Origin of the sequence: Mycobacterium sp. DBP42 (assembly GCF_005924235.1) — a bacterium.
Classification (GTDB): Bacteria; Actinomycetota; Actinomycetes; order Mycobacteriales; family Mycobacteriaceae; genus Mycobacterium; species Mycobacterium syngnathidarum.
Genome location: NZ_VCMY01000013.1, coordinates 90,278 through 117,219 on the forward strand (window position 1 = coordinate 90,278; position 26,942 = coordinate 117,219).

Sequence of the window (26,942 nt, forward strand, 5' to 3'; positions counted from 1 at the left end):
GCAGACGGCGCACAAGGCGCACCAGAACTAGACCAGCGACAACTAGACCAGCGACGCCAACTTGCCGGCGAGGCGCTCGACGTACGCCGACACCTCGGCCTCGGACTTGTCCGGCAGCCCGAACAGCACCTCGGTGACGCCCAGTTCGCGCCAGTGCGCGAGCTTGTCGGGGTCCGGCTTGAAGTCCAGCGCGACGATCTGGGGGGCACCGTCGCGTCCGGCCGCGGCCCAGGTGTCCTGCAGCAGCTTGACGGGCTCATCAATGTCGAAGTCGCGGGGCGTGGTGATCCAGCCGTCAGCGGACTTGGAGATCCACTTGAAGTTCTTCTCGGTACCGGCGGCGCCGACCAACACGGGGATGTGGGACTGCACGGGCTTGGGCCAGGCCCACGACGGCCCGAAGTTCACGAATTCGCCTTCGTAGGAGGCTTCTTCCTCGGTCCACAGCGCTCGCATGGCTTCCAGGTACTCGCGCAGCATGGTGCGGCGCCGGCCCGGGGGCACGTTGTGGTCGGCGAGTTCGTCGGTGTTCCAACCGAATCCGACGCCCAGGCTGACCCTGCCGCCCGACAGATGGTCCAAGGTTGCGATGGACTTGGCCAGGGTGATCGGGTCGTGCTCGACGGGCAGTGCGACGGCCGTCGACAGTCGCACGCGTGAGGTGACCGCGCAGGCGGTGCCCAGCGACACCCAGGGATCGAGGGTGCGCATGTAGCGGTCGTCGGGCAGTGACTCGTCACCTGTGGTGGGGTGTGCGGCCTCGCGCTTGATCGGGATATGGGTGTGCTCGGGCACGTAGAACGTGGTGAAGCCGTGATCGTCGGCCAGCTTGGCGGCCTTGGCCGGGGCGATGCCGCGGTCACTGGTGAAGAGAACAAGCCCATAGTCCATGACCAGAATTAGAACGTGTTTCAGTCCGAGTAGCAAGACGGTCCGTCTCGTTGGGCGTGTCCGGACGGGGAAAGGGGAAAGAAAACTTCACCGCGAGCGATACCCGCGACGAGCGTCCACACCTTTGCTGGGATCTCCGACATGACGACTGAACGCATCGCCGACCACGTCAAGTTCGCCTACTGGGTGCCCAATGTCAGCGGCGGCCTGGTCACCAGCGACATCGAGCAGCGCACCGAATGGAACTACGAGTACAACAAGAAGCTCGCGCAGACCGCCGAGAACAACGGCTTCGAGTACGCGCTGAGCCAGGTTCGCTATGAGGCCAGTTACGGCGCCGAGTATCAGCACGAGTCGACGAGTTTCAGCCTCGCACTGTTGCTGGCCACCCAACGGCTCAAAGTCATCGCCGCGATCCATCCCGGCCTGTGGCAGCCGGCGGTGCTGGCCAAGCTCGGGGCCACCGCCGACCATCTCAGCAATGGCCGCTTCGCCGTCAACGTCGTCTCCGGCTGGTTCAAAGACGAGTTCACCCACCTGGGCGAGCCCTGGCTCGAACATGACGAGCGCTACCGGCGCAGCGCCGAGTTCCTGCAGGTGCTGCGCAAGATATGGACCGAGGACGACGTGGATTTCCGCGGCGACTTCTACCGGATCCACGACTTCACCCTCAAGCCCAAGCCGCTCAACACGCCGGAACGCCCCAACCCCGAGCTGTTCCAGGGCGGCAACTCGACGGCGGCCCGGCGCAACGGCGGAAACTACGCGGACTGGTACTTCTCCAACGGCAAAGACTTCGACGGCATCACCGAACAGGTCATCGAGGTGCGCGACCACGCCCGCAGCGCCGGCCGTGAGGTGAAGGTGGGGCTGAACGGCTTCATCATCGCCCGCGACACAGAGAAAGAAGCAAAGGAAGTCCTGCGCGAGATCGTCGCCAAGGCCAACAAGCCCGCCGTCGAAGGCTTCCGCAGTGCAGTCCAACAGGCAGGTAACTCCACCGGGGACCGGAAGGGCATGTGGGCAGATTCCAGCTTCGAGGACCTCGTGCAGTACAACGACGGCTTCCGCACACAGCTGATCGGAACGCCTGAACAGATCGCCGAACGCATTGCCGCATACCGCAAACGTGGCGTGGACCTCATCCTGGGCGGGTTCCTACATTTCCAAGAGGAAATCGAGTACTTCGGCGCCAAGGTGCTGCCGCTCGTCCGCGAAATCGAGTCCGCTGAAACGGATTCCGCGGACGCGCCTGTGCTGGTATCAGCTTGAGACCTGCCCGACATCAAACACGAGCGTCCCGCACCCGGTTGGGTGCGCTAGCGTGGAAGCTCGAATCGCTCACGTGGTCGGTATTCATGCCTGCGTGAACACACGTCGCGAAGCTCGATAGCACAGGAGAGGTCATGACCTACCCGCCCAGTAATCCCGGATACCCGCCGCAGTCGGGTTCGCAGTTCGACGCAACTCAGCAGTTCGCCAAGGCTGCCCCCGCTCCTGTGCCCGCCGCTCCGGCCGGTGCGGAACCCGGCGAGAACAAGTTGCCCGAGATCCTGCTGGCCGTCGTGGCCGTTGCCGGCCTGCTCGTCTACCTGTTGAGGTTCGGCCCGCTGCTGGACTTGAGCGGACTCGCCGGTGGTGGACAGGTCGTCTCCAACGGAGACCTGACGGGCTGGACGATCGACGCCGCGGTGCTGGCCGGGCTGGTGGCCGGTGTCTCGCTGCTGCCCAAGCAGAAGAACTGGACCGCAATCGCCGCGGTCATCTCGACGTTCTCCTTGCTGTCGGCGATCTACTTCACGATTGAGTTGAGCGCCGTGCTCGACTGGGGTTTCTACGCCATCCTCGTCCTGGTTCTGGTGCAGGCCGGTGCCGCGATTACCGCTCTCCTGTTCGAGGCGGGCGTCATCACGCCGCCCGCGCCGAAGCCGCAGTTCGATCAGCAGCCCCACTACGGCCAGTACGGAGGCCCGTCGCAGTACTACGGTCAGCAGCACCAGCCTCAGCCCTACCAGCAGGCTCAGCGCCCCGGATACCCGGCGCAGTACGGCGGTTACTCCGGCGCTCCGAACACCGGTGGCTTTCCCGTTCAGGCGCCGCAGGGCCAGCAGGCTGCGCAGGGTCAGCAAGGCCAGCAGCCGAGCGGCCCGCCGACCCCTCCGACCGGCTACCCCACCTACGGCCAGCCGCAGCAGCAACAGCAGTCGGGTTCGTCGGCGCCCACCACTGCCTTCCCGGCCGAGCAGCAGGCACAGCAGTCGCCTTCACAGCAATCTGGCCCTGCGTCGTCGTAAGCTGATCGGCGCGTGCGCTTCCCGCGCACGCGCCGATCATTGCGAGGAGCAGCCCAGCAAGTGAGTAACCGGCCAGTCGGCACCCGCCAGGCACGTGAGTTGCTCCGGGTCGCGTTCGGGCCGTCGGTTGTCGCGCTGGTGGTCATCGCCGCGGTTGTGCTGTTGCAGCTGCTGATCGCCAACAGCGACATGACCGGCGCATTCGGTGCGATCGCCAGCATGTGGCTGGGCGTGCATCAGGTGCCGGTGTCGATCGGCGGGCGTGAGCTCGGGGTGATGCCCCTGCTGCCCGTCCTGGCGATGATCTGGGGCACCGCGCGCACCACGGCAGCGGCCACCGCCCCCAATTCTTCCTGGCTCGTCACCCGATGGGTGGTCGGCTCAGCCCTGGGCGGCCCGATCCTGATCGCCGCCATCCTGTTGGCCGTCATCCATGACGCCGCTTCGGTGATCAGCGAACTCCAGACTCCCAGCGCCCTGCGCGCGTTCTTCAGCGTGCTGGTCGTGCATGCCATCGGTGCGCTCATCGGCGTGGGATCGAAGGTCGGGCGACGCGCTTTGACCACGTCTCGGGCCGCCTCCCCGCTGCCGACCTGGCTGCCCGAGGCGTTGCGGGCTGCGATCGCCGGCGTGCTGGCCCTTTTCGGGCTTTCCGGGGTGGTGACGGCCGTATCGCTGGTGGTGCACTGGTCGACGATGCACGACCTGTTCGCGATCACCGACAGCGTGTTCGGCCAGCTCAGTCTGACCTTGTTGTCGATCCTCTACATCCCGAATGTGATCGTCGGCGCGTCGGCGATCGCGGTCGGATCCAGTGCCCATGTCGGGCTGGCTGCCTTCAGCTCATTCACCGTGTTCGGCGGTGACATCCCCGCGGTGCCGGTGCTGGCCGCGGTGCCCACACCGCCGTTGGGGCCGATCTGGGTGGCGTTGCTGATCGTGGGGGCGGCGTCGGCGGTCGCGTTGGGCCAGCAGTGTGCGCGGCGTCCGCTGCCGATCGGGCCTGCCACCGGCAAGTTGCTGGTGGCCTCGGTGCTGGCAGCGCTGACGATGGCTCTGCTCGGCTACGCAGGTGGCGGGCGGCTGGGCAATTTCGGCGATGTCGGGGTGGACCAGGCGACGTTCGCGCCGGCGGTCTTCCTGTGGTTCGCAGGCATCGGCGGGCTGACGGTCGCTATGTCCGGCGGCCTGACGCGCAAACCTCGGCCGGTCGCGGCGCCCGAGCCGGTTGCCGAGCCACAACCTGAACCTGAACCCGAGGAGGAAGAAGAAGCCGAGGACGCCGAGCTCGAGTACGTCGACGTGGATCCAGAGCCCGAGCTCGAACCTGACCAGCCGCTCGTGTCATGGTCGGCCGACGAGCCCGCGACGGATGAGCCCGAGGTCACCGAAGCCGCGCCCGCCGAGTACGTCGACAGGTACGTCGAATACGACGATATGCAGGAAACCGTCCAAGAGGCCCGCCCCCGGAGCCACGACGACCTCGACGACGATCCCGAGGACCACTTCATCGTCGACGACATCTCCGATGACCCGGTGACCGGCGACAACCCCCGCAACGTGGGCGACTAGGCTGCTCGCGTGCAGCAACCGTTACATGTGCCCCCGAGCGCACCGGCACGGCTGGTAGTGCTGGCTTCGGGGACAGGGTCGTTGCTCGCCTCGCTACTGGCCGCGGACGGTGACGACTATCCGGCACGTGTGGTTGCGGTCGGAACCGACCGCAACTGTGCCGCCCTGGACATCGCGGCAAGCGCGGGCGTGCCGTCCTACACCGTGCGGCTGGGTGATCATCCCGATCGCGAAGCGTGGGATGCCGCGCTCACCGCAGCCACCGCCGAACACGAGCCGGACCTGGTGGTCTCGGCCGGGTTCATGAAAATTCTGGGCGGCCAGTTCCTTTCCCGTTTCCCCGGCCGCGTCGTCAACACCCATCCGGCGTTGCTGCCCGCGTTCCCCGGGGCGCATGCGGTGCCCGAGGCGTTGGCGTATGGCGTGCGGGTGACGGGCTGCACGGTGCACCTCGTGGACTCCGGTATGGATACCGGGCCGATTCTGGCCCAGCAGGCCGTCGAGGTGCTCGATGATGACACCGAAGAGACATTGCATGAGCGCATCAAAGTGGTCGAACGGCGACTGCTGGTGGATGTGCTGGCCGCGCTGGCAACCCGCGGCGTGACCTGGACTGGACGAAAGGCGACCATAGGGTGAGCGAGAAGAAACCGATCCGGCGCGCGCTGATCAGTGTCTACGACAAGACCGGCCTGGCCGATCTGGCCCGCGGCCTGCACGAGGCGGGCGTGGCCATCGTCTCCACCGGGTCGACCGCCAAAACCATTGCTGCCGCAGGTGTTCCGGTTACCCCGGTGGAAGATGTGACGGGGTTCCCCGAGGTGCTCGACGGGCGGGTCAAGACCCTGCACCCGCGGGTGCATGCCGGTCTCTTGGCCGATACCCGCAAGCCCGAACACGTCGCCGCGCTGGCCGAGCTCGAGGTCGAGGCGTTCGAACTCGTTGTGGTGAATCTGTATCCGTTCTCCGAGACCGTGGAGTCCGGAGCGTCGGTGGACGAGTGTGTCGAGCAGATCGACATCGGCGGGCCGTCGATGGTGCGTGCGGCCGCCAAGAACCATCCGAGTGTGGCCGTGGTGGTGGATCCGCTGGGTTATGACGGTGTGCTGGCCGCGGTCCGGGCCGGCGGCTTCACCCTGGACGAGCGGAAGAAGTTGGCGTCGTTGGCATTCCGGCACACCGCCGAGTACGACGTCGCTGTGGCGTCCTGGATGGGTTCGACCCTGGCTCCCTCCGACGATTCAGTGCCCGCGTCTTTGCCGCAGTGGTTCGGCGGGACCTGGCACCGCAGCGCGGTGTTGCGCTACGGCGAGAATCCGCACCAGCAGGCCGCGGTGTATCGCGACGACTCGGCCTGGCCCGGACTGGCCCAGGCCGAGCAGTTGCACGGCAAGGAGATGTCGTACAACAACTACACCGATGCCGACGCGGCGTGGCGGGCGGCGTTCGACCACGAAGAGATCTGCGTGGCGATCATCAAGCACGCCAATCCGTGTGGCATCGCGATCTCCTCGGAATCGGTAGCCGACGCGCACCGCAAGGCGCACGAGTGTGACCCGCTGAGCGCGTTCGGTGGCGTCATCGCCTCCAACACCGAGGTCAGTGTCGAGATGGCCGAGACTGTCGCCGACATCTTCACCGAGGTCATCATCGCCCCCGCGTATGAGGCCGGCGCAGTCGAGATCCTGGCCCGCAAGAAGAACATTCGCATCCTGGTGGCCTCCGAGCCCCTGGTCGGTGGCATCGAGTTGCGCCAGATCAGCGGCGGGATGCTGCTGCAGCAGCGCGATGCGCTGGATGCCGAGGGCGACGATCCGGCCAACTGGACCCTGGCCACCGGAGACCCGGCTGACCCGCAGACGCTCAGCGATCTGGTGTTCGCCTGGCGGGCCTGCCGTGCGGTGAAGTCCAACGCGATCGTGATCGCCAAGGACGGCGCCACCGTGGGTGTCGGTATGGGACAGGTGAATCGCGTCGACGCGGCCGGGCTGGCCGTGCAGCGCGCGGGTGACCGCGTGACCGGCTCGGTGGGCGCCTCCGACGCGTTCTTCCCATTCCCCGACGGCCTGGAGACGCTGACCAATGCCGGTGTCAAGGCGATCGTTCACCCGGGTGGATCGGTGCGTGACGCCGAGGTGACGGCCGCCGCCGAGGCTGCGGGCATCACGTTGTACCTCACGGGTGCAAGGCATTTCGCGCACTAGTTTTCGCCGGGCCGTGTGCTGCTGCGCCGTTTTCTACCTGAGGGTTGTCGATCGCGAGGTGTGACGACCCTGGGGTAGAAAGCGGTGAGCAGCCGCGTCCCAGGTTTTCGGCGCTTTCTACGTGTGGGCCGCCGCCACCCTGCGATCACGACCCCGCGGTGGAAAACGGTGAGGCGCCGCGCCGAGCGAATGCCTCGCGAACCCGGTGCAGGATGAACGCCTTGGAGTGTTCAGCGACGACGCGGATGTTGATCCAGCCTTCGCATTCGATGAGTTCGCTGCGGCCGATGTCATGCACATACCGCGGTCGATCCGTGGCATGGTGCTTGCCTTCGTAGTCCAGGCCTACCTTGACGTCGTCATAGCCCATGTCGATGAAGGCCTCGTTGAATCCGTCGCTCACCCGGATCTGCGTGCGCGGGCGTCGGAACCCTGCGTCGATGAGGAGTAGCCGCAACCGGGTCTCCCGCGGTGATTGTCCGCCGGGATCCATCAGGTCGAGGGCTGTTCGGGCACTTCGGATTCCGCGTAGCCCGCGATAGCGAGCCGCCAATTCGAGTACTTGTTCGGATTCGACACCCGTCGCGATGGCCAATGCGTCGAGGTGGGCGACCGCCTCGTCACGGGGAAGAAAGCGGGCCAGGTCGAGCGCTGTGCGCAGGGGCGTGGTGACGGTGAAATCGCCCATGCGACAAATCTCGTCGTCCTTGATGCGTTCCTCGCGCACGATGACTCCGGGCCGCCGACGGCCGTGCTCGGTGATCAATTCCACGGGCGCGTGGTCATCGACCCATTGCGCGCCGTGCAGAGCTGCGGCTGCACGACCGGCGATGATCCCGCGACGACCAGTCCACAGCCACGCAGCCAGGGTGTTGGCGTCCAGTGATCGAACTGCGTCCTTCGGCAGGTAGACGCGTGGATGTGCTGCGGTGTAACGCCATCGCAGCTGCCCTCGGGTGAGGACTCCTGCCGCGATCGCCTCGGGTCCGATGAATGGAGCGTCCATGGTCACCGATGGTCGACAACACGGCTGACGGGTTGACGACGCCCACCCACGCTTTCGCTGAGGTTGGGGATCAACCGCATGCTGTGGATCGACTGTTGACGCTGCGCCGTCCGCACCGTTTTCTACCTGGCGGTTGCTTCACCTCGCGATCGACAGCCCGCAGGTAGAAACCGGCGCAGGGGTGAGGCCGACACCCCCCGGGTGACGACTAACTCCTACGCACTGACCTCGTCTTCGATCTCGGCGGTCGCGTATGCGATGAACGAGGTGATCTCGCCGACCGCGTGGCGCGCATCGGGGTTGATGTCGAAACTCAGCTGGAACATGTGCATCGCCCTGTCCCACACCTGAACCCACGCCGGAACACCACTGGCGTGGAGCTTGTCGGCGAGTGCGAAGGCGTCGTTGAGCAGCATCTCGTGAGTGCCGACTTGGAGCAGAAACGGGCCGAGGCCGTGCAGGTCTGCCTCGGGTGGCATCACCGGTGCGGGCCGGGTTCCGTTGACGGTGGCGAACACGTCGTAGATGAATTTCACCGTCATGAACGGGAACATCACGTCTTTGTGTTCTTGCAGCGCACGGTATTTCAGGTCCATGTCGGACGAGGTCAACGGTGAGAGCAGTACCTGCCCGGCGGGAACGGGTAATCCGGCGTCCCGCGCTGCCAGTGCGGTACCGGCTGCCATGAGTCCGCCGGCCGAATCACCGGCCAGCACAATCCGACCGGGCTCGAAACCGAGCGACAATGCCAGTCGGTAGCCGTCGAGTCCGTCGGCGACGGCATCGTCGATGTCGGCCTGTGGGGCCAGTCGGTAGCCGACGTTGAGCACGCGCGCCCCGGTGCTGGCGGACAGTTTCGACACGAAGCGGCGGTGCGAGTTCAGGCCGAGGGTCACCAACGCCGAACCGTGCAGGTACACGATCACCACATCGGAGTCACGGGCCTCGGGGGCGACCACCCATTCGGCCGGGCAGTTGGGCAGTGCCACGGGCGTCACGTCGGTACCGGGCAGCGGCTTGATGACCCGCAGGGGCCGGTCGATGACGTCGAGATGCGCGCGCTGCAGCAGCGCGGGAGCGACGCGGTTGATGCCCAGCCCGATCAGGGTCAGCAGACCCAGCAATGGGCGGACGAAGATCGCGGTGGTCCAGCCGAGTGCCCTGGACTGCAGGGATGCGGGACCGAAGTGCACGGTGGTTGGCCGGCTGCGCCAATCGAGCGAATTCACGGTACTCAGGGTACTGGGTACCTGAAATTGCCTGACTCAGGGCATGGTGATGGTGGCCTGGGCCTCGATCGCCTTGTTGATGTCGGTCAACGCCGTCTTGTCGCGTTCGGTGGCATCGGCGTTGATCTGCAGCACATAGGCGGTGCCGGGTGCCCGGATCACGACGGTGGTCTGGGTGATCGCGCGACGCTGGTTGCCCTTGGCGTAGGTGCCGGCCAGGTGCACCGTGGGGAACCCGCTGATGTTCCCGCGGGTGACTTCGCCGGTCGGCTTGTAGTCGGCCAGGTTCTGCAACTCGTTGGGGGCGTACTCGAGCAGCTTGTCGGGGTCGACGTCACCGGTCAGCTTGGAGATCAGAGAGACGACGGATGGCGGCTCGGTCGGGTTGACCGGGTCGTTCACGATCGCCGAATACGCCCAGGCGGGGGTCCGCGGACCGGCGTCGATCCATCCGGGCGGGGTCGGCATGGTGAACACCGGTGCGCCCGGATCGCCGCGGTGGACCGGTGTTTCGACGATGCCGCTCTGCTTGATGTAGTCGGCGATGGTGAAAGCGTGCCCTGGCGGCTTGGGCGTGGTCGAGGTGTCTGCGGCGGACGTGTCCGTGGCAACCGCGGAGGTGGTCTCGCCGCCGCCCGCGGTGTCGTTGTCGCCCCCGGAGGTCACGGCCATCGTGATGCCGCCGACCAGCAGAACCACTGCGCCGATCACGCCGGCCACCAGGAGCAGGTTGCGCCGGTTGTTCGGCTTCTTCGGGATCGGGTTGTGCGGCAGCGGGGGCGGCCCGAAGTTGGTCTGCGGCGGCCCGACCGGCCCGGCCGGCCCACCTAGGTTCTGCATCCCGGTGGGGTTGCCCGCCGCAACGGGTTGGCGGGAGGAGATTTCGTTGCCGGCCCAGGATGAGGTGAACACCGGCGGCTCCGCCGGGGCCGCGGGCCGCGGGGTCGACGGCGGCGGAGGCGCGGCCGGTGCGTTCGCCGGCTTCGGGATGATCAGCGGAGTGGTCGGCGGAGCCGGCTCGTGGGCCGGTGCCGGGGTGCGCACCTCGGGCGTGGTGCCGGTGGCTGCTTCGGCGAGTGCGACGGCGAAGTCGTGGCAGGTGTCGTACCGGTCCTTGGCGTCCTTCGAGAGCGCCTTGGCCATCACCGAATCGAACACGGCCAGTTCGGGTTTCGTGTCGGCGAGCTTGGGTGGCGGTGAGTTCAGGTGGTGGCTGATCACCACAGCCGGGTTGCTGTGGGCAAACGGTGGGGTGCCGGTGAACAGCCGGTAGGCGGTGGCGGCCAGCGAGTACTGGTCGGCGCGACCGTCGAGGGGCTGGCCCATCAGCTGCTCGGGCGCGGTGTAGGACATCGAACCCACGGTGATGTTGGTCGAGGTGAGTCCGTTGACCTCGTCGGCGCGGCGCGCGATGCCGAAGTCGGTCAGCATGATGCGGCGCTTGGCACCTTGTTTGCTGGTGAGCAGGATGTTGGCGGGCTTGACGTCACGGTGCAGCAGCTTGCGCTGATGCGCGTAGTCCAGTGCGTCGCCGACGGCGGTGACAACCTCGATGACGTCTTCGGCCGGCATGCCCTTGGGGTACTGGTCGTGCAGCAGCTTGGCGGCGTCGTGTCCGTCGACGTAGTCCATCGAGATCCACAGCCGGCCCTCGAACTCGCCGCGGTCGTGCACGCCGACGATGTGCGGATGCCAGAGGGTGGCGGCCATGTCGGCCTCGCGGATGAACCGCTGCCGGAATTCGTTGTCTGAGCTGACGCTGATGGGCAGCACTTTCAGCGCGTCCTCACGGGGCAACCGCGGGTGGGACGCCAGATATACCTCGCCCATGCCACCAGTGCCCACCAACTTCACGATGGTGAACCCTGCGAATTCCTGACCGCTAGCCAACGGCATGGAGCGCAGACTACCGGTCGCGACGCTCGGACAACGACTATGCCGGGGGAGTGGCTCGCGTGTGCCGGGTGCTAGTTCTGACGGGTGGCGGTGTGCGCGGGCCGGTTCAGTCGTAGCTTGGAGTGGTGAGCCAACCCAAGGATGTGCCCCGTACCGTCGGTGAGCTGCGTGCCTCCGGCCATCGTGAACGGGGCGTCAAAGCCGAAATCCGGGAGAACCTGCTGGCCGCGCTCGCGGACCGTCGCGACGTGTGGCCGGGCATCCTGGGATTTGACGACACGGTGATCCCGCAGCTGGAGCGGGCGTTGATCGCCGGGCACGACGTGGTGCTGCTCGGTGAGCGCGGTCAGGGCAAGACGCGCCTGTTGCGTGCGTTGACCGGGCTGCTCGACGAGTGGACGCCGGTGATCGCCGGGTCCGAGTTGGGTGAGCACCCGTACAGCCCGATCACCCCGGAGTCGATCCGCCGGGCCGCCGATTCCGGTGAGGATCTGCCCATCGAGTGGCGGCACCGTAGTGAGCGGTACACCGAGAAGCTGGCCACCCCGGACACCAGCGTGGCCGACCTCGTCGGCGACATCGATCCGATCAAGGTGGCCGAGGGCCGCAGCCTCGGTGACCCGGAAACGATCGCCTACGGGCTGATCCCACGGGCGCACCGCGGCATCGTGGCTGTCAACGAGCTGCCTGATCTGGCCGAGCGGATCCAGGTGTCGATGCTCAACGTGATGGAGGAGCGCGACATTCAGGTCCGCGGTTACACGCTGCGGCTGCCGCTGGACGTGCTGGTGGTGGCCAGCGCCAACCCAGAGGACTACACGAACCGGGGCCGGATCATCACCCCGCTCAAGGACCGGTTCGGCGCCGAGATCCGCACGCACTATCCGCTGGAGATCGACGACGAGGTGGGGGTGATCCGCCAGGAGGCCCAGTTGGCCGCCGAGGTTCCGGATTACCTGCTCGGTGTGTTGGCCCGATTCGCCCGCAATCTGCGTGAATCGAGTTCGATCGACCAGCGGTCGGGTGTGTCGGCCCGGTTCGCGATCGCCGCGGCCGAGACGGTGGCGGCCTCGGCACGGCACCGCTCGGCAATCCTGGGTGAGGATGACCCGGTGGCTCGCGTGGTTGACCTGGCCACCGTGATCGACGTGCTGCGCGGCAAATTGGAGTTCGAGACGGGCGAGGAAGGTCGGGAGCAGGCGGTGCTGGAGCACCTGCTGCGACGTGCCACCGCCGACACCGCGCAGCGGCTGCTGGGCGGCATCGACGTCGCCCCGCTGGTGGCCGCGGTCGAGGAGGGTTCGCCGGTGACGACGGGCGAGCGGGTGTCGGCCAAGGACGTCCTGGCCGCACTGCCGGATCTCGCCGTCGTCGACACGCTCGCGTCCCGGTTGGATGCGGTGTCGGTGGGTGAGCGTGCCGCGGCGATCGAATTGGCTTTGGAAGCGCTGTATCTGGCCAAGCGGGTGGACAAGGTGACGGGGGAGGGCGAGACGGTCTATGGCTGATCCCGGTCGGGGACACGGGCACACCTCGCGGTATTCGCGGTACACCGGAGGCCCCGACCCGCTGGCACCGCCGATCGATCTGCGCGACGCGCTCGAGCAGATCGGTCAGAGCGTCATGGAGGGCAGCTCACCGCGCCGTGCGCTGTCGGAGTTGATGCGTCGCGGCACCGAAGGCATGCGCGGCACCGACCGGCTGGCTGCCGAGGCCAACCGCAAGCGCCGGGAGTTGTTGCAGCGGCACAATCTCGACGGCACGTTGCAGGAGATCAAGAAGCTGCTCGACGAGGCCGTGCTGGCCGAACGCAAGGAGCTGGCCCGCGCCCTCGACGACGACGCGCGATTCGGCGAACTGCAGATGGAGGCGCTCTCGCCGTCACCGGCCAAGGCGGTTCAGGAACTGGCCGACTACGACTGGCGCAGCCCCGAGGCGCGGCAGAAGTACGAGCAGATCAAGGATCTGCTGGGCCGGGAGATGTTGGATCAGCGTTTCGCCGGCATGAAGGAGGCGTTGGAGAACGCCACCGACGAGGACCGGCAGCGGGTCAACGACATGCTCGACGACCTCAACGACCTGCTGGACAAGCACGCCCGCGGCGAGGACACCCCGCAGGATTTTCAAGACTTCATGGACAAACACGGCGAGTTCTTCCCGGAGGGCCCGCAGAACATCGACGAGCTGCTGGACTCCTTGGCCAAGCGGGCCGCCGCAGCGCAGCGGTTCCGCAACAGCCTGTCGGCCGAGCAGCGTGCCGAGTTGGATTCGTTGGCGCAGCAGGCTTTCGGTTCGCCGTCGTTGATGAATGCGCTGAACCGGCTCGACGACCACCTGCAGGCCGCACGCCCGGGTGAGGATTGGAGTGGTTCGGAGCAGTTCTCCGGTGGCGATCCGCTGGGTATGGGGGAGGGCGCCCAAGCGCTGTCCGACATCGGCGAGCTGGAGCAGCTCGCCGACGCGTTGTCGCAGAGCTATTCCGGGGCATCGATGGATGACGTCGACCTGGAAGCGCTGGCCCGCCAGCTCGGCGACGACGCCGCGATCGACGCCCGCACCCTGTCCGAGCTCGAAAAGGCCCTGGTGAACCAGGGTTTCATCGACCGTGGCTCCGACGGTCAATGGCGGTTGTCCCCTAAAGCGATGCGTCAGCTCGGCCAGACCGCGCTGCGTGATGTGGCACAACAGCTTTCGGGTCGTCACGGCGAGCGTGACACGCGTCGGGCCGGCGCGGCCGGGGAGCTGACCGGGGCGACCCGGCCCTGGCAATTCGGCGACACCGAGCCGTGGAACGTCACCCGCACGGTGACCAACGCGGTGCTGCGCCAGGCCGGGACCGGGGTTGCCGAGCGGCCGATCCGGTTCGCGGTCGAGGATGTGGAGGTTTCCGAGACCGAAACCCGCACTCAGGCGTGTGTCGCGTTGCTGGTGGACACGTCGTTTTCGATGGTGATGGAGAACCGCTGGCTGCCGATGAAGCGCACGGCGCTGGCGCTCAACCATCTGGTGAGCACGCGGTTCCGCTCAGATGAGTTGCAGATCATCGCCTTTGGCCGGTATGCGCGCACGGTGACCGCCGGCGAGCTGACCGGCCTGGAAGGCGTGTACGAGCAGGGCACCAATCTGCACCACGCGCTGGCATTGGCGACCCGGCATCTGCGTCGTCATCCCAATGCCCAGCCGGTCGTGCTCGTGGTGACCGACGGCGAGCCCACCGCCCATCTGGAGGATTTCGGTGACGGCGAAGGGTCGTCTGTCTTTTTCGACTACCCGCCACACCCGCGCACCATCGCCCACACCGTGCGTGGTTTCGACGAGGTGGCCCGGCTCGGCGCGCAGGTGACGATCTTCCGGCTGGGCTCCGACCCCGGCCTCGCTCGCTTCATCGACCAGGTGGCCCGCCGGGTGCAGGGCCGAGTCGTGGTGCCTGATCTCGATGGCCTGGGTGCCGCGGTGGTCGGCGATTATCTGCACTCGCGGCGCCGCTAGTTCGCGTCGAGTGCGGCGCACACGTTGCTGGCAACGCGGCGGAGCTACCCCTGCGTCGCATTAGCGCGCAAGGCGCGCTCGCGTAGTCTCTGTGAGCGATGAAGCGCGTTGTCAGTGTGGTGGTGTTGGCGGCCGGGCTGCTGCTCACCGGATGCACTCAGTTGACGGATGGCGCCGCGAAAGCCGGCTTTGAGCCATCGGTGGGCTCGGAGGGCGCGTCCGCGTACAAAGCCCAGTCGTGCGAGCAGTTGCATTCGGATGCCTGGATCGAACTGCCCGGGACACCGGGTGAGCCGAGGGTCCGCATCGCGCAGCCGGCGGGCTGGGTTCCGGTTCCCGAGTTGGCAAAGGGGCCAGTCAAATTGGTCCTGCGCAATGTGTCGCTCAGTGATGGCGTGACGAATCCGGCCCTGTCGGTGTCGACCGCGGATGCCACCGATGGCGACCGGCCGCCCCAGGATCTGCTGAACGAGACCGTCAAGGGATTCCAGGCTGCCGGCGCGCAGAACGTCACCCAGGTTCCCAGCGAGATCTGTGGATTCCCGGCGCTGCTGGTGAACTACACGGCCCTGACCCCCGACGGTGGCAGCACGGCATACGTGACGGCGGTGACGGTGATGGTGCCGCTCGGGTCGAAGGTATGGAACGTGGTGGCGCTCGCGCAGAGCACCGCACCCAACAACAGGACTTATATGGCCGATGCTCAGGTGATGCTGGCCGGGATGCGTATCGCCATGCCTCGCTAGCCCGCATTTGCTGACGTTGCCGGTTGCCGTCGGGTAGCTTCTGCTCATTCCAACTGGGCTGAGAGGCGGCGCCATGACACGACGCTGGGGTGGACGCGCTTTGCCGGCGACTCTTCTGGGCGGGACGGCGTTGGCGACGGTGGCAGCCCTCGGGGCGACGCAGCCGGTGACCGCGGTGCAACTGTCGGCTCTCATCATCGGTGCGAGCTCGACGAACCCCGGCGGCGACGGCGTCGCGGATTTCTACGGCGGGCTGTACCGACAGGGGCAGCAGGAGGCGGTAGTCGCGAACTTCTTCACCGGCCCGTCCGGGATTTATCAGGCCATCCGGGGTAACAGCGATGACGACGACAATGTGGTGCTGTCCTCGGGCTGGGGCGCGGCCAATGCGAGCCTGCTGCTGACCTACGGCAAGCTGACCCACGATCCGGTGGTCACCGAGCCCATGCTGTATGTCCTGGACAACAACGTGGCCAGCCCGAACGGCGGATTCGGAACGAGGCTGCCGTTCTTCGCCCTGATCGGTGTCAATCCGATCCCGACGCCGACGGACCCGGGCGTGCCGGTGATCAACGTGGTTTACGAGTACGACATCAACTCCAACGTCCCGGCCTACTTGTGGAACGCGCCGGCGATGGCCAATTCGCTGATGGCGTACCTGGACCGTCGGCTGAATCAGGACAGCCTGGACTTCCCGATCGACGCGCAGGGCAATTTCCGTGATTGCGATGCCGTGTGCCACGAGACCCTGGATTCGGGTGGCACCGTCGTACGGCAGACGGCTGACGGCACCGTGCGGATCAGCAAAGTCGACGACACCGCCTACGTCGGCTACGAGTCCGAGAACCTGCCGCTGGTCTCGCCGCTGCGGGCGTTCGGGGAGCCGGGCAACCTGCTGGCCGACGCGGCCACCCCCGCGCTGCGGGCAGTCGTCGATTACGGCTACCCCTACAACGACCCGCTGGCCAACCCGCACGAGTACAAGCCGGCCCGGCTCATCCCGACGCGTACGGAAACCGAACGCTTCGTCCATGACTTCACCGGCGGGGTCGAGGAGGGTGCGGACATCCTGCGCGACGGTGGCTCTGCGGCTGCGGCTGCGGCGCCGCGCCAGCCGGAGCGAGCGCGCGTCCAGGCGCCGCGCCCGTCGTTGCGCAAGAGCCTGGATTTCTCCGTGAAAACGCTTGCGCGCGATCGAGCTTCGGGTCCGCAACGGGCGGGCGGGCCTGTGGTCGACGGTGTGCGTTCATTCGTCAAGAAACTGCGCGGCACGGGCGCGACGACGTCGACGCATACACCGGACGCCGCCGACGATTCGTCCGACAGCGACTGAGGGCGAGCTCAGCGGATTCCCAGATTCGAAATTTGCTGGCGTGGCCTTTTGTCGAACCTTATCGGATACGTGTTGTTCACCTTTGGTTAACGCGGCGTGACCTGTCCGAGTGCTGTCGGACCGTTTAATGGTTGCGATTGCAAGCAGTATTCTCGGTTTCATTTTCGCAAACAATGGTTGGGTCAGACTCGCGGAGTGGACCGGTGATGGCCGTCGCCGCGCGCAATCGCTGATCCGCGCCCGGGCGCCGGGGGATTTGTGGGCGGATCCTCCGCACAAGGGTGGCGAGGCAGCGATGCGCCACGCCGTTGTGAACTTGGATTATGTGTAGTTCCAATGTGGTTGGCCTGGGGTGCGCGCATGCCTCGGTGGGGTTGGGTTCAGGTGTGCTGTAGCAACCAATCTGGCGATGGTTTCACGAGCTGTCGCCTCAGTGTCCCGCGTATTTGGGCTCAGGAAGCCGATGGCCAGCGACGTGTTGGGCGTAGCTGAAATTGGCCGACCTGGAGCAGTTCATTTGAATTGAGAAATTCATCCGAACGGCCTCGTTCAACTGCCTGCGCGAGGGCAGCAAAGTGGATAACGTCCTGCGTCGATAAAGGTTGCGGGAGGCGATAGCCGGACTTAGCATTCTCAGGAGTTTCTAAGTTGTACTCCGGTGCCGGCACGGGTCTTCGGAACCCGCTGACGCTCAGAAAAAAGGGGCTACGCGTATGGCAGTTCGTCCGCTCGTCACCACTGGCGTCGCCCTCGTCAGCGCCGGCGCGATCGTTGCGGGGGCCCCGGCGTTGTTCGTTCCGCACAAAACGGTCGCCGTTGCCTCTCCGGCTGCGGTCGAAGCGCACAACACGTTGACGCAGCAGCAGATCCATCTGCTCGCGCTGTCGCTGCAAGGTGCGTGGCAGTCGTTTACTCAGGGTTATGGCGGCCTTTGGTTCCCGGGCCAAAGCCCCAAACCTGCCGCGGGATTCGACGATGGCATGGGAGACCTTGTCGACGCGAACGGTACGCCGCTCTACAACGCAGATGGGACCCGTGCCACGACTGCCGATCTCGAGCCTGGCGCCCAGTACTACAACCTGCAGGGGGCGCCCGTCTACGAGCTCGACGAGGACGGCGGGATCGTCACGGAGGACGATCCCGGTAACTGCACCGCCGACGGCGCGGTCTGTCAGGACGGATTCACCGGGCTGGCGTACTACCTGAGCGACAACATCCTGCCCCTGGGCGATATCGACAACATCTTCTTCGAGGGCGGCTTCACCGAGCTGGCGCATCAAGCCGTCCGTACCGTTGCCGTAGCCATCGACAGCGTTGACCCGACCGGTCGGCTGGATCTGACCAGGCGCGTGGACGACTTCTTCGAGGGCGGCGCAACCCAACTCGTCGGCAACCTCTTGCTCGACAACCTGCCGCAGGATGGCTACGCCTACGGCCTGACCAACTCATTCTTCTTCGGTTACGGCGTGAATTCTGGTATCACTGCCGCGATCACCTATGTGGTGGATGCCATTGCGCAGGGCACGCCCACGCCTGATCCGAACTTCCTCAATCCCCTCGACGGTAACCCGATTCAGACTTTCGACACGATCTCCGAGGACACCGTGCTGCTGGCCAAGACCGCCGAGCCGGAAACCACCACCCCCACCTCTACCGGGCTGCCGAACTTCAACAAGCTGCTGAGCCTGCCGACGCCGAAGCTCGACGTGGAGTCATCGTGGGAGAAGCTGTCGGAGAAGTTGGAATCTCCCACTGAGGCCACACTCCTCAAGGATGTTGAGGTGAAAGACCTGGGCACGGTCGACGAGAACGTCGAGGGCGGAACCGAGGGCGCTCCGGTAGTAGAGGAAACGAAGCCCGAACCCCTGAAGGTCACGACACCGAAGTTCGAGCTGCCCAAGATCGAGGCCCCGACGTTCGAGGCGCCCAAGTTGCCTGAAGCGCCGACGTTCGAGGCGCCCGAGCTCGACCCGCCGAAGCTGAATCTGGACCTCAAGCCCAAACCCAAGGCCAAGATCAAAGAGGTTACGGCCAAGGAGGAGGACGATGCTCAGGATGCCGGTAGTACGGACCCCAAGTCCGGCAACAAGGTCGCGCCGCCCATCCTCTTCGAGAACGGCAAACCGAAGGGCGACTACAACGGCAAGAAGTTCCTCAACAAGCTGAAGGACGCGGTGGACAAGGCAACCGGCGGAGACAAGGACTCGGGAGACGGCGGGGGTGACGAGTAGCGAACCCGACCTCACTTCATCGCCCCTACCGCACCGGTAGGGGCGATGATGTTGTACGCCCAGCACGGGCATTCGCTAGGAGGTGTGAGTCCTCTGGAAGTACCGCGCCATGCGGATGAACCAATATGTCCGGGGCTGGATGGGGTATTTCCGCCTGGCGGACACACCCCGGAAGTTCCGGGACTTGGATGGAATATCGGCGGCCGCACGGGCTGCGTGCGACGAACTGACCCGGATGCACATCCGAGTGTGCCCGACCAGCGTGGCGGGTGGCCATGCAACGAATTTCTCTTGCCCTGACCCGCAACGTTGCGGTCGGTGGGCTCAGCAGCAACGGTTTCCGAACTTAGCTGATCCGGTCCTGACGAAAATGTCCCGTTCTGCATCAAAAACATCTGTCCGACTCGCCTCCGGAAAGGCGGCGCGGCGAAGCGTCACAGGCTCTCGTTGCGTGCGGTAAGAGGTTGCGGGTAAGTGGGCCGGGAATTACCCTTCTCAAGGACTTTTAAGGTTCTGCGCAGGTATCTGCACGGGTTCTCAGGGACCCAGCTCACGCTCGAGATTAAGGGGTCCCACCCAGATGGCAGTTCGTCCGCTCGTCACCACTGGCGTCGCACTTCTCAGCGCCGGCGCGCTGGTTGCCGGGACCCCTGCGCTGTTCGTTCCCCGCGACGCGACCGCGATCGTCGCCGGCGAGGCCTCGGCCGCCGCGCCGCAGAAGCGGGCCGTAACTGTCAATGAGTTGAAACTGCTCGGGCTCGCGGACCTCGACCCGCAGTTCATGTCCGACATCTTTTTCCGGACAAACGGTTACGGCGGCCACATCGGCGGCTCCTACGACCCGTACTACGGCGGCGACAATTACGGGCTGTTCGAGCTCAACGTGCAGACGGGCGGGACAGAGGAAAACCCGGTTTACTCGCCCGCGCTGGACGCCAAGGGTAACCGGCTCTACGCGTACCTGGACGAAGACGGCAATCCCCAGGTCGGAGACACCGCCATCTACGTCGCGGACGAAGATGGCAACCTCACCCAGGTCAATGGGGACGAGGAGAATCCGCCTACCTACGCGTCGGGTAACGGTATCTCGGGCGAGATCTACCGCGACGGACTTGTCGGCCTGGCGTACTACCTGGGTGACCTGGCGCTCGAAGATGTCATGGATACCAATGTGCCGCTGATCTCTGATGCCGCCGCATTTGTGTACAACAACGTCACCAGTTACTTCTACGAAGGCGGCATCGAGGAGACTTTCCGGGTTGTCGCGTCCGAGCTCACCGGCGGCATCAACGGCCCGGTCGGGCAGGCGCTGGCAACAGCGGAGCTCGTGTCGCACAACTGGCTTCCCATCGTCGGGGAGTTGGCAGTCCTTGCCGCGGCGGGCGTCCCGCTGGCGGGTCCGGATCTGGCCGCTGCCACGAGCATCTTCTTCTTCGGCGGTCCGGTGGTGGACGACGGCAAGTCGTACAACCAGGGGATCGACGGCGTAATCAACTACGTGGTCGACCGGGTGCTCGCTGCGCAGGCGCCGGGCGCCGAGACCGATCCTGAAGATGCCGGAGAAGGCGGGGAAGGCGCCGATATCGCGTCGACAAAGCGCAGCGTCGCGACACTCGCATCGGCGTCCAGTGCATTGCCGAGCCTGAAAGACCTGATCAACCTCAACGTCAAGGCCGACGAGGCCGTGCCTGTCGAGGCCGCCGTGGAGCAGACCTCCGAAGCGCAGAAGACTGACGGGATTGCTGATCTCGCGGCTGAGAAGCTGGGTGTGAAGCTCGCGAACGCCGACACTCTCAAAAAGGTTGCCACTCAAGAGGACTCCGAGGAATCCGAGGGTGCTACCGGGGCGACGGATTCCGCTGGCTCCACCGATACCACCGGTGCCGACGATGCCTCGGATGCCGGGACGCCAGCCGCCGGCGCCACCGGGGGTACGCCGAGCACGTCCACGCACGAATCGTCCTCGACTCAGGTCAAGAAGTCGCCCGTCGACAAGTTCGTCGACAATGCCACCCGGGATCTGAAGAAGGCGTTTGGCGGCTCGAGCACTCGGAATGCGAACCGGCAGAGCAGTTCAGCCGCCGGGCAGTCCACGGCCAGGACCGGTACCGACGCGTCGGGCACGGGTAGCACCTCCAGCGGCAGTTCCAGCAGCAGCTCGAGTAGCTCGACGGGCGGCAGTTCCAGCAGCAGCTCGGCTGGCTCGACGGGCGGAAGCTCCAGCTCCAGTAGTAGCAGCTCCAGTGACACAGGCAACGGTCACAAGGACAAGGACAAGAAGGACAACAAGACCAAGAAGGCTGACAAGCACAAGAGCGACAAGTAGCCGCCCGATCTGACGCAACGGCCCCCTCCAAAACAGAGGGGGCCGTTGCGTTTTCATGTACTTGGAACCCTCCTGCAAGTGAGCTGTGAATTCTCATGAGCATGTGCCGAACGGCAAATGAACAACCTCGCCACCACCTATCGCCGGTGCTCACAGTGCCTTAGGTTCGCTGGCGGGCCAGCGGCAATGTCAGCCGGTTAGGCCCAATTTAGCTGTGGCACAACGCCAATCACGAGAGGTTGCGGGCATGGCAAAACATCGGAAGATGTCCGAGCGGTCGGTTCGGGCACGGACATTGGTGGGGGGTGTCATCGCGGGCGGCGCGTTGGCGGTGGCCGTGCCGACGGGGTTGGCGTCCGCTGACTCCAGCGCATCGGGCGACGCGGTGGGACGGCCGGCCTTCGACAACCCGGCGCCGGGAGTGCGGGCGACTCAGGCCGTCGGCGACAAGGTCTTCAACCAGACGTCCGAGGTCAACAAGACGCTCGACGACAGCCCGCTCGGCGAGGTCTACCACACCAACTTCGGCAAGGCGAACTACGACGATCCCAGCAAGGGCACCAATGGGGTCATTCAGGGCGAACTGAACGTCAACGCCGGCAAGTACTACTACAACCAGACGCAGAAGTACTCGAATCAGTATCTGGGTAACAAGTTCCTCCCCGACGAGAAGGATCTGCCGGGCACACTGCCCAAGACCATCGCCGCGGGCAGGCCCACCGCCAAGGCGTCGAGCGCCGAGCCTTCCAACTCGAACAAATCGATGACCTGCGTCGCCGCCACAAGCTGCGAGCACTGACCTCAAGAGACGCAGACGGGCGGGCCTTCGGGCCCGCCCGCATTTCGTTCAGTCGGTCTTCTTGCGGCGCTTCCTGCGTTTGACGCTGACGCTGCCCCAGAGCGAGAAACCGCGGATGTGCACACGCGGAGCCCCGGCCGTGCCGTCGCCGTCGACGCTCTGATCGAAGTTCCCCATCACGCCGACGCCGTCAACATCCACATTCACCTCGGGTGGCACCAGGATGGTCTGCCCGCCGAAGATCGAATAGGTGCGGACGTCGACATCGGGTGCGGTGAAATCGGCGTAGCGAAGGTCGACCACCCCGCCGCCGAAGAGTGCGAACGTCGTCAATTTCTTCGGCACGTTCCACCGGCCGCGGCGCTCGAACCCGCTCATGATCGCCAGCAGCAGCGTCGAGGGAGCCGGGCGACAGTGGCCGGCCGAACAGTTCACCGCACCGGGAAGGTCGCGGCTCAGCCGCGCCAGATCGTCGTACGTCTCGGCCGCGTAAGCCTTTGCTAGCCGGTCCTCGTACTCGGTCATCGGCAGCCGGCCCGCGGCGGCAGCATCGGTGAGCAGCTGCGCCACCTGGATACGGTCGGTGTCGGCAGCCCGCATCGACCTGCCCTGCGGCGCTGAAGTGCTCATCGATGTCGAGCCTACGACGATCGCTGCCACATGCAAGACCGATGGCCAAACTGTGTCGGCATGGTTGCGAGAATCGATGCTTCTCGGCGCAACCCGGCTATCGGCCGCTACCCAAATAGTCCTGGAACGATACGCCGTCGACCGCATTTTCCGGGGTTAGGTTGGCCCCTGACCTGTAACCGGCGACGATGCGTCCGGGGATCGTGAATCTGGCCACGCGCCGCACGCCGTTGTGTGCTGCGAGATACATCTTTCCCAATTCTGGGTGAGTGTGGACGCTGGGCCCGCCGATGTCAGGTACCCGTTTCGCCGGCTCTGAATCGATCAAATTGACCAGCCGCGTCGCCACGTCGCGCGTGTCGATCGGCTGGAATCGGACGTCGCGCAGAGTCCACAAAACCGGTGAGAACCGTTGGATCGAGAACATCTTTTCGATTAGCTCGTGGAACTGCGTGGCACGCAGAATCGTGTACCCGATGCCCGACGTTTCGAGCGACTGCTCGACGCGCAGCTTGGTCTTGTAATAAGGAAGCGGGATGTCATCGATCCCGACGATCGAGATGTAGATGAGGTGCCCGACGCCCTTGCGTCTCGCCGCCTCGATCAGGTTCCGGGCCGCCTTGATGTCCTTGCTGCCGGCGGCCTGGGTGGCGCAGTGGATGACGACGTCGACGCCGTCGAGCGGGGCGTCCAGAGAGTCAGGCTTGAGCAAGTCGGCCTGATGCCAATGCACGCCCGTGTAGCCCACCCGGTCCCGACGGCTCAACGCCCTGACATGGTGGCCGGCCTCGGTCGCCTCAGGAACTACATGATGGCCGAGAGTGCCGGTCGCCCCGGTGACGAGCACTGTGCGTGGCATATTGGCCACGCTACCGACGCGTCACCGGGGCTGTCAGCGATTACGCCGCTGCTTTGGACTTCTCTTTCTTCTCGGTCTTGGCCTTCTTGGCCTTCTTGGTCTGCGCCGGCTTCGCTTTCTTCGCGTCCTTCTTCAGACCGCTGGTGGCGTCTTTGGCGTTCTTCCCCGCATCGTCGCCGGCGCCCTTGATGTCCTTCGCTGCGTCATCGACGGCACCGCGCACCTTGGCGACGGTCTCCTTGACCGACTTCTTGATGGGGTCGCTCGCGTCGGCGGCGTGGCGGGCCTTGGTCCGCGCCTTCGCCTTGGTCTGCAGCGAGTCCTTGTCCACACCAAGACCTTTGAGGACATCCTTGACGGGCGTGGCCTTCGCGTCGGCGTCTTCGTCTTCAGTTGCGGTGGCGGCGCTGTCGGGTGCCTCGAGGCTTACTGTCTTCATCAGGCTGTTGTCTGACGGGACCGCGGTGATGGCCTGCTTGGTTGATTGCTTGTTGGCTGTAGACCCGTTGACCTTCATCATGTCGTCGATGGCGGATTCCATCTGAGCGTTGATGTCATCGAGTGCGTGCGTGACGGGAGCCAGACCCTGCTCGACCGCGTTGAACATGGGGTCGGTGGCATTCTTCTGGATCGCGTCGATAGCGTCGTTCAGCGCCTTGGACACGGCCATCGACACCGCGTTCTGCACGATCGGCTTGAAGTCAGCGCCAGGAAGTTCCGGCGTCCAGGCCTCCGGGTTGAGCGCGTTGTCCTGGATGCCGTCGACCAGCGCGTTGAACACCGTCTGAACGGCTTCCAGCTGCTGCGTCGGAGTCAGCGGGGAGTGCCACAGGTATGCCTGGTCACCGGCCTTGTCGAAGTTGCGTTCCAGGGTGGTGGGGTCGACGTCCTGGTAGCCCATGTTCACCATCATGCGCAGCGCATCTTCGACGCTGTCGGTCAACGGAGTCGGGATATCAACGCCCGGAACGAGGTTCAGCAGGTGCGGGGCCATCCGGAACGGCTCGAGTAGCGGGAGGTTGCCCGAGTCGTAGGTGATGTACGTGGCGTTGCCGGGGAAGTCGAGAATCTGGATGCCGAGGCTTTCGAGCAACTTGCCGAGGCCTGGAATGAGCGAAGTCCCCTGGCCTCCGGTGGGGTCGACCATTACCTTCACCCCATCGGCGATGCCGGCGATCAACTTCGGCAAGACATGGTCGCCGATGTTGTTGTCCTCGTCTGGAAGAAGATAGGTCAGAAACACCCCGGCCGCGGCGGCGTTGGCCCAGGCCAGCGGATTGAGTGTAGTGGGTGCATCCGACAGTGGGTTATAGGCCCAGGTGATATCGAGGATCGAGGTGTTGAGGACCTTGGTCTTGTCGGGGTTGGTGTAGCTGCCTGCGTCGGGCGTTGTGAGGTCCACGCCGAAGAGGTTGGTGAAAGGTGTTGCCAGTGCGAATAACCCACCGCCAGGGCGGCTGACGTTGTTGACGAAGATCAACCACTGACCGGTGACCCCGACGCCCCAATTCGGGTCGTCCGACTGCACCGCGTTGATCATGTCCCGGTACGCCAGCGACGTGGTGAGTCCACCCAGGCTCTCGGACAGGATGACAGCGCGGCGCTGATTCAGGATGGGCGCGTTGCCGACAAGCCAGTCGATGATCTTGTCCATCACGGACCCGTCGCGAACGCCGAGCAGCTGAGCCAGGGCGTCAGTGGTGTATGTCAGCCCGTTCACCGCGTCATACACATCGCTGGGCATCGGGCCCTTGACGCCGGCTTCGATCGGCGAGATGGCATCGAGCAGGTTGAGCAGCCCAATGACGGTGTCGGCCAACGCAGTATTGCCGGTCAAACCTCCGGCCGCTTTGATCACGTTCTCGGGCGTGATCCCTAGCGCCTGTGCGGTCCAAAAGACTGGGCCAACACCGTAGATCCCGACGATGTCGGGGATCTTGCCGATGTCAGGGTTCGCCGCCGCCGCCAGCTCGACCTCCGCTTGCACACTTCGGTTGTGTGCGGCGAGTGCCTCCGGCGCGGAGGATGCGACGCCTGCGGTCAATGCTGCCGTAGTAGCAATGACCGCTGCCGTGGTGGCAGCGGTCTTGGCCATGGACAGACGGGGAGGAGTGGGCTGTGACATCAAGCGCGCCGCCTTCGATATGTGATCTGGCCGACAAAGTGCTTGCATACTGTAGCAACAAGTATTTGCGGAATGGCAAATTTGCCCAGAATGCGATCTTGTGCGCAAAGGCCAAGGTCAGGTGCCGCGGAATCCGTCGTGGCGCAAGGGGCATGGCCTGCACGGCACGGTAATTCGCGGTGATCGCCGTCGGAGTGCGGTGGCGGCATGATTGCCGGCCGGCACGCCGATCTGTTGCAGGCGTTGCCGACGCGCAGCCAACCGTCGCGGGCGTGCGGGGGCGCCGCGCGGATCGAGTGGTGAGGTGACTCTATGGGATGGCGAGTCCGCGGGTTCAGGGCCGCGGCCGACCCTGAACCCGCCTGACAGGTCCTAGGCGGGCGCTTTCTGTTGGGCTCCCGCCGGGATCAGACCGAGTTGCTGCAACATGCCCAGGGTGTCCCAGGTGACCCAGCTTTCGGCGACCTTGCCGTCTTCGATCCGATCGACATCGGTCAGGTTGATCCGGCTGTGCTTGCCGGTGGCCGGCTGGCCCATGATCTCGCCGGTGTTGTCGCCCTGCGCTTCGATCATCGTGCACACGTGGTCGCCCTCGGCGAGCTGCATCTTGATGTCAAATCTCATGTTGGAGAACGATTTCCGATACATCTCCATCAGGCTTTTCATGTGTTCGGGGCCGCGCTGGTCGCCGAACGGGTCCTGGGTGTCGTGGAAGGCGGCGCCCGGAGCGACGAGATCGTCCAGCTCGCTGAGGTCGCCGGAGGCAAATACCTCCCAGATCCGTCGGGAAATCGCCTTGTTCTGATCATCGGCCATGGTTCCGGCCTTTCATGGGGATACACCGCACGGCAGAGGACGTCCGCACAAGAAACGGTAGAACTGCGACGAACTCCGTGACAGGGGCGCCAGGACGTTTGCTGTCGCAGGCAACTACCGCCAACTCCGCCGACACTGGCTGACCTGCTGCAAGCGGCTCGCTGCCAGCAGTCGATGGCGCGGATTCGCCTCGTGAATAGGGAGGTTGGGCAGGATGCGGATCGGTCTACTTGCCTGGGCAACAAGGCGACTGGCGTAGGCCCGAGTCGCCGGGCAAAAGTTAACTGAGCCCGCGACTGCCACGCTGGAGTGGCACTCGGCCCCGAGTGCCACTCCAGACATCCCAGGGTCGTAAGTTGTCAAGCTGCGTGGGTGTGGGTGGTGGGTTGGCGGTGTGCCCAGGCGGTGTGTTCGCTGTAGGTGCTGTGGTGGCGTAGGCAGCCGTGGAGGATTCCGACGAGGCGGTTGCCGAGGGCGCGTAGGGCTTGGTGGTGGA

Annotated in this window: 21 protein-coding genes and 1 pseudogene; 13 read left to right on the forward strand and 9 right to left on the reverse strand. The window is 65.3% G+C overall.

What is annotated here, in order from left to right; all coding sequences use genetic code 11:
- Nucleotides 1-42: 42 nt before the first annotated feature.
- Nucleotides 43-891: an LLM class F420-dependent oxidoreductase gene (locus E0T84_RS14895; protein ID WP_070189171.1), complete on the reverse strand. Its 849-nt coding sequence runs from the start codon at nt 889-891 to the stop codon at nt 43-45.
- A gap of 141 nt (nt 892-1,032) precedes the next feature.
- Here E0T84_RS14895 and sfnG point away from each other — a divergent pair, with 141 nt between their 5' ends.
- The 5 genes from sfnG to purH all read left to right on the forward strand — a co-directional run bounded on the left by sfnG (nt 1,033) and on the right by purH (nt 6,961).
- A complete protein-coding gene (gene sfnG / locus E0T84_RS14900; RefSeq protein WP_070189170.1) occupies nt 1,033-2,163 on the forward strand; it encodes a dimethylsulfone monooxygenase SfnG in 1,131 nt (376 codons plus the stop codon).
- 134 nt (nt 2,164-2,297) lie between these two features.
- Entirely contained in the window at nt 2,298-3,185 is an 888-nt protein-coding gene (locus tag E0T84_RS14905) for a DUF5336 domain-containing protein (RefSeq protein WP_070189169.1), read from the forward strand.
- A 60-nt stretch (nt 3,186-3,245) separates the two neighbouring features.
- Nucleotides 3,246-4,757 (forward strand): DUF6350 family protein, encoded by a 1,512-nt coding sequence (locus E0T84_RS14910; RefSeq protein WP_070189168.1) that lies wholly within the window; start codon nt 3,246-3,248, stop codon nt 4,755-4,757.
- A gap of 9 nt (nt 4,758-4,766) precedes the next feature.
- Entirely contained in the window at nt 4,767-5,396 is a 630-nt protein-coding gene (gene purN, locus E0T84_RS14915) for a phosphoribosylglycinamide formyltransferase (RefSeq protein ID WP_070189167.1), read from the forward strand.
- Nucleotides 5,393-6,961 carry a bifunctional phosphoribosylaminoimidazolecarboxamide formyltransferase/IMP cyclohydrolase gene (gene purH / locus E0T84_RS14920; RefSeq protein ID WP_070189166.1) on the forward strand — a complete coding sequence of 523 codons (1,569 nt, stop codon included), beginning with the start codon at nt 5,393-5,395 and terminating at the stop codon, nt 6,959-6,961. The genes purN and purH overlap by 4 nt, the downstream gene beginning before the upstream one ends.
- Nucleotides 6,962-7,106: 145 nt before the next feature.
- On the opposite strand, the gene E0T84_RS14925 is transcribed toward purH, so the two are convergent.
- The 3 genes from E0T84_RS14925 to E0T84_RS14935 form a co-directional block, all read right to left on the reverse strand.
- Complete coding sequence (locus E0T84_RS14925) at nt 7,107-7,967, reverse strand: hypothetical protein (protein WP_070189165.1); 861 nt, start codon at nt 7,965-7,967, stop codon at nt 7,107-7,109.
- 215 nt (nt 7,968-8,182) lie between these two features.
- Nucleotides 8,183-9,196, reverse strand: a complete 1,014-nt coding sequence (locus tag E0T84_RS14930; protein WP_070189164.1) for an alpha/beta hydrolase — start codon at nt 9,194-9,196, stop codon at nt 8,183-8,185.
- Nucleotides 9,197-9,232: 36 nt separating this feature from the next.
- Nucleotides 9,233-11,092 carry an LpqN/LpqT family lipoprotein gene (locus E0T84_RS14935; RefSeq protein ID WP_138744800.1) on the reverse strand — a complete coding sequence of 620 codons (1,860 nt, stop codon included), beginning with the start codon at nt 11,090-11,092 and terminating at the stop codon, nt 9,233-9,235.
- A 125-nt stretch (nt 11,093-11,217) separates the two neighbouring features.
- Between E0T84_RS14935 and E0T84_RS14940 the strand changes: the two genes are divergently transcribed.
- From E0T84_RS14940 to E0T84_RS14975, 8 genes are all read left to right on the forward strand, one after another.
- The gene (locus E0T84_RS14940) at nt 11,218-12,600 is read left to right on the forward strand and encodes a sigma 54-interacting transcriptional regulator (protein WP_070189283.1); all 1,383 of its coding nucleotides are present in this window, start codon (nt 11,218-11,220) and stop codon (nt 12,598-12,600) included.
- Nucleotides 12,593-14,581, forward strand: a complete 1,989-nt coding sequence (locus E0T84_RS14945) for a VWA domain-containing protein (RefSeq protein WP_070189162.1) — start codon at nt 12,593-12,595, stop codon at nt 14,579-14,581. Before E0T84_RS14940 ends, E0T84_RS14945 begins: the two co-directional genes overlap by 8 nt.
- Nucleotides 14,582-14,679: 98 nt before the next feature.
- Nucleotides 14,680-15,327 carry a hypothetical protein gene (locus tag E0T84_RS14950; protein WP_131823179.1) on the forward strand — a complete coding sequence of 216 codons (648 nt, stop codon included), beginning with the start codon at nt 14,680-14,682 and terminating at the stop codon, nt 15,325-15,327.
- A gap of 73 nt (nt 15,328-15,400) precedes the next feature.
- On the forward strand, nt 15,401-16,660 hold the full coding sequence (locus E0T84_RS14955; protein ID WP_083284535.1) for a PE-PPE domain-containing protein: 1,260 nt from the start codon (nt 15,401-15,403) through the stop codon (nt 16,658-16,660).
- A 713-nt stretch (nt 16,661-17,373) separates the two neighbouring features.
- Nucleotides 17,374-18,891: a hypothetical protein gene (locus tag E0T84_RS14960; protein ID WP_070189159.1), complete on the forward strand. Its 1,518-nt coding sequence runs from the start codon at nt 17,374-17,376 to the stop codon at nt 18,889-18,891.
- A 109-nt stretch (nt 18,892-19,000) separates the two neighbouring features.
- A complete protein-coding gene (locus E0T84_RS32310; RefSeq protein ID WP_318263535.1) occupies nt 19,001-19,351 on the forward strand; it encodes a group II intron maturase-specific domain-containing protein in 351 nt (116 codons plus the stop codon).
- 120 nt (nt 19,352-19,471) lie between these two features.
- On the forward strand, nt 19,472-21,217 hold the full coding sequence (locus E0T84_RS14970; RefSeq protein ID WP_070189158.1) for a hypothetical protein: 1,746 nt from the start codon (nt 19,472-19,474) through the stop codon (nt 21,215-21,217).
- Nucleotides 21,218-21,464: 247 nt separating this feature from the next.
- Entirely contained in the window at nt 21,465-22,016 is a 552-nt protein-coding gene (locus E0T84_RS14975; protein WP_131823178.1) for a hypothetical protein, read from the forward strand.
- Nucleotides 22,017-22,064: 48 nt separating this feature from the next.
- Here the strand turns inward: E0T84_RS14975 and E0T84_RS14980 are convergent, their stop codons facing one another.
- The 5 genes and pseudogenes from E0T84_RS14980 to E0T84_RS15000 all read right to left on the reverse strand — a co-directional run.
- Entirely contained in the window at nt 22,065-22,646 is a 582-nt protein-coding gene (locus E0T84_RS14980) for a DUF1707 domain-containing protein (protein ID WP_070189282.1), read from the reverse strand.
- Nucleotides 22,647-22,743: 97 nt separating this feature from the next.
- Nucleotides 22,744-23,505 (reverse strand): SDR family oxidoreductase, encoded by a 762-nt coding sequence (locus E0T84_RS14985; RefSeq protein WP_070189156.1) that lies wholly within the window; start codon nt 23,503-23,505, stop codon nt 22,744-22,746.
- A 40-nt stretch (nt 23,506-23,545) separates the two neighbouring features.
- Nucleotides 23,546-25,600 carry a PE-PPE domain-containing protein gene (locus tag E0T84_RS14990; protein ID WP_200806203.1) on the reverse strand — a complete coding sequence of 685 codons (2,055 nt, stop codon included), beginning with the start codon at nt 25,598-25,600 and terminating at the stop codon, nt 23,546-23,548.
- Between the two features lie 402 nt (nt 25,601-26,002).
- The gene (locus E0T84_RS14995) at nt 26,003-26,446 is read right to left on the reverse strand and encodes an ester cyclase (RefSeq protein WP_070189154.1); all 444 of its coding nucleotides are present in this window, start codon (nt 26,444-26,446) and stop codon (nt 26,003-26,005) included.
- 359 nt (nt 26,447-26,805) lie between these two features.
- Nucleotides 26,806-26,942, reverse strand: a pseudogene (locus E0T84_RS15000) (IS110 family transposase); the annotation flags it as partial.

Bases quoted from the DNA above. Each gene is read 5' to 3' on its own strand.
- E0T84_RS14895 (WP_070189171.1), bottom strand. From the start codon at position 891: ATGGACTATGGGCTTGTTCTCTTCACCAGTGACCGCGGCATCGCCCCG.
- sfnG (WP_070189170.1), top strand. From the start codon at position 1,033: ATGACGACTGAACGCATCGCCGACCACGTCAAGTTCGCCTACTGGGTG.
- E0T84_RS14905 (WP_070189169.1), top strand. From the start codon at position 2,298: ATGACCTACCCGCCCAGTAATCCCGGATACCCGCCGCAGTCGGGTTCG.
- E0T84_RS14925 (WP_070189165.1), bottom strand. From the start codon at position 7,967: ATGGACGCTCCATTCATCGGACCCGAGGCGATCGCGGCAGGAGTCCTC.
- E0T84_RS14935 (WP_138744800.1), bottom strand. From the start codon at position 11,092: ATGCCGTTGGCTAGCGGTCAGGAATTCGCAGGGTTCACCATCGTGAAG.
- E0T84_RS14945 (WP_070189162.1), top strand. From the start codon at position 12,593: ATGGCTGATCCCGGTCGGGGACACGGGCACACCTCGCGGTATTCGCGG.
- E0T84_RS14950 (WP_131823179.1), top strand. From the start codon at position 14,680: ATGAAGCGCGTTGTCAGTGTGGTGGTGTTGGCGGCCGGGCTGCTGCTC.
- E0T84_RS14955 (WP_083284535.1), top strand. From the start codon at position 15,401: ATGACACGACGCTGGGGTGGACGCGCTTTGCCGGCGACTCTTCTGGGC.
- E0T84_RS14960 (WP_070189159.1), top strand. From the start codon at position 17,374: ATGGCAGTTCGTCCGCTCGTCACCACTGGCGTCGCCCTCGTCAGCGCC.
- E0T84_RS32310 (WP_318263535.1), top strand. From the start codon at position 19,001: ATGCGGATGAACCAATATGTCCGGGGCTGGATGGGGTATTTCCGCCTG.
- E0T84_RS14970 (WP_070189158.1), top strand. From the start codon at position 19,472: ATGGCAGTTCGTCCGCTCGTCACCACTGGCGTCGCACTTCTCAGCGCC.
- E0T84_RS14975 (WP_131823178.1), top strand. From the start codon at position 21,465: ATGGCAAAACATCGGAAGATGTCCGAGCGGTCGGTTCGGGCACGGACA.
- E0T84_RS14980 (WP_070189282.1), bottom strand. From the start codon at position 22,646: ATGAGCACTTCAGCGCCGCAGGGCAGGTCGATGCGGGCTGCCGACACC.
- E0T84_RS14985 (WP_070189156.1), bottom strand. From the start codon at position 23,505: ATGCCACGCACAGTGCTCGTCACCGGGGCGACCGGCACTCTCGGCCAT.
- E0T84_RS14990 (WP_200806203.1), bottom strand. From the start codon at position 25,600: ATGGCCAAGACCGCTGCCACCACGGCAGCGGTCATTGCTACTACGGCA.
- E0T84_RS14995 (WP_070189154.1), bottom strand. From the start codon at position 26,446: ATGGCCGATGATCAGAACAAGGCGATTTCCCGACGGATCTGGGAGGTA.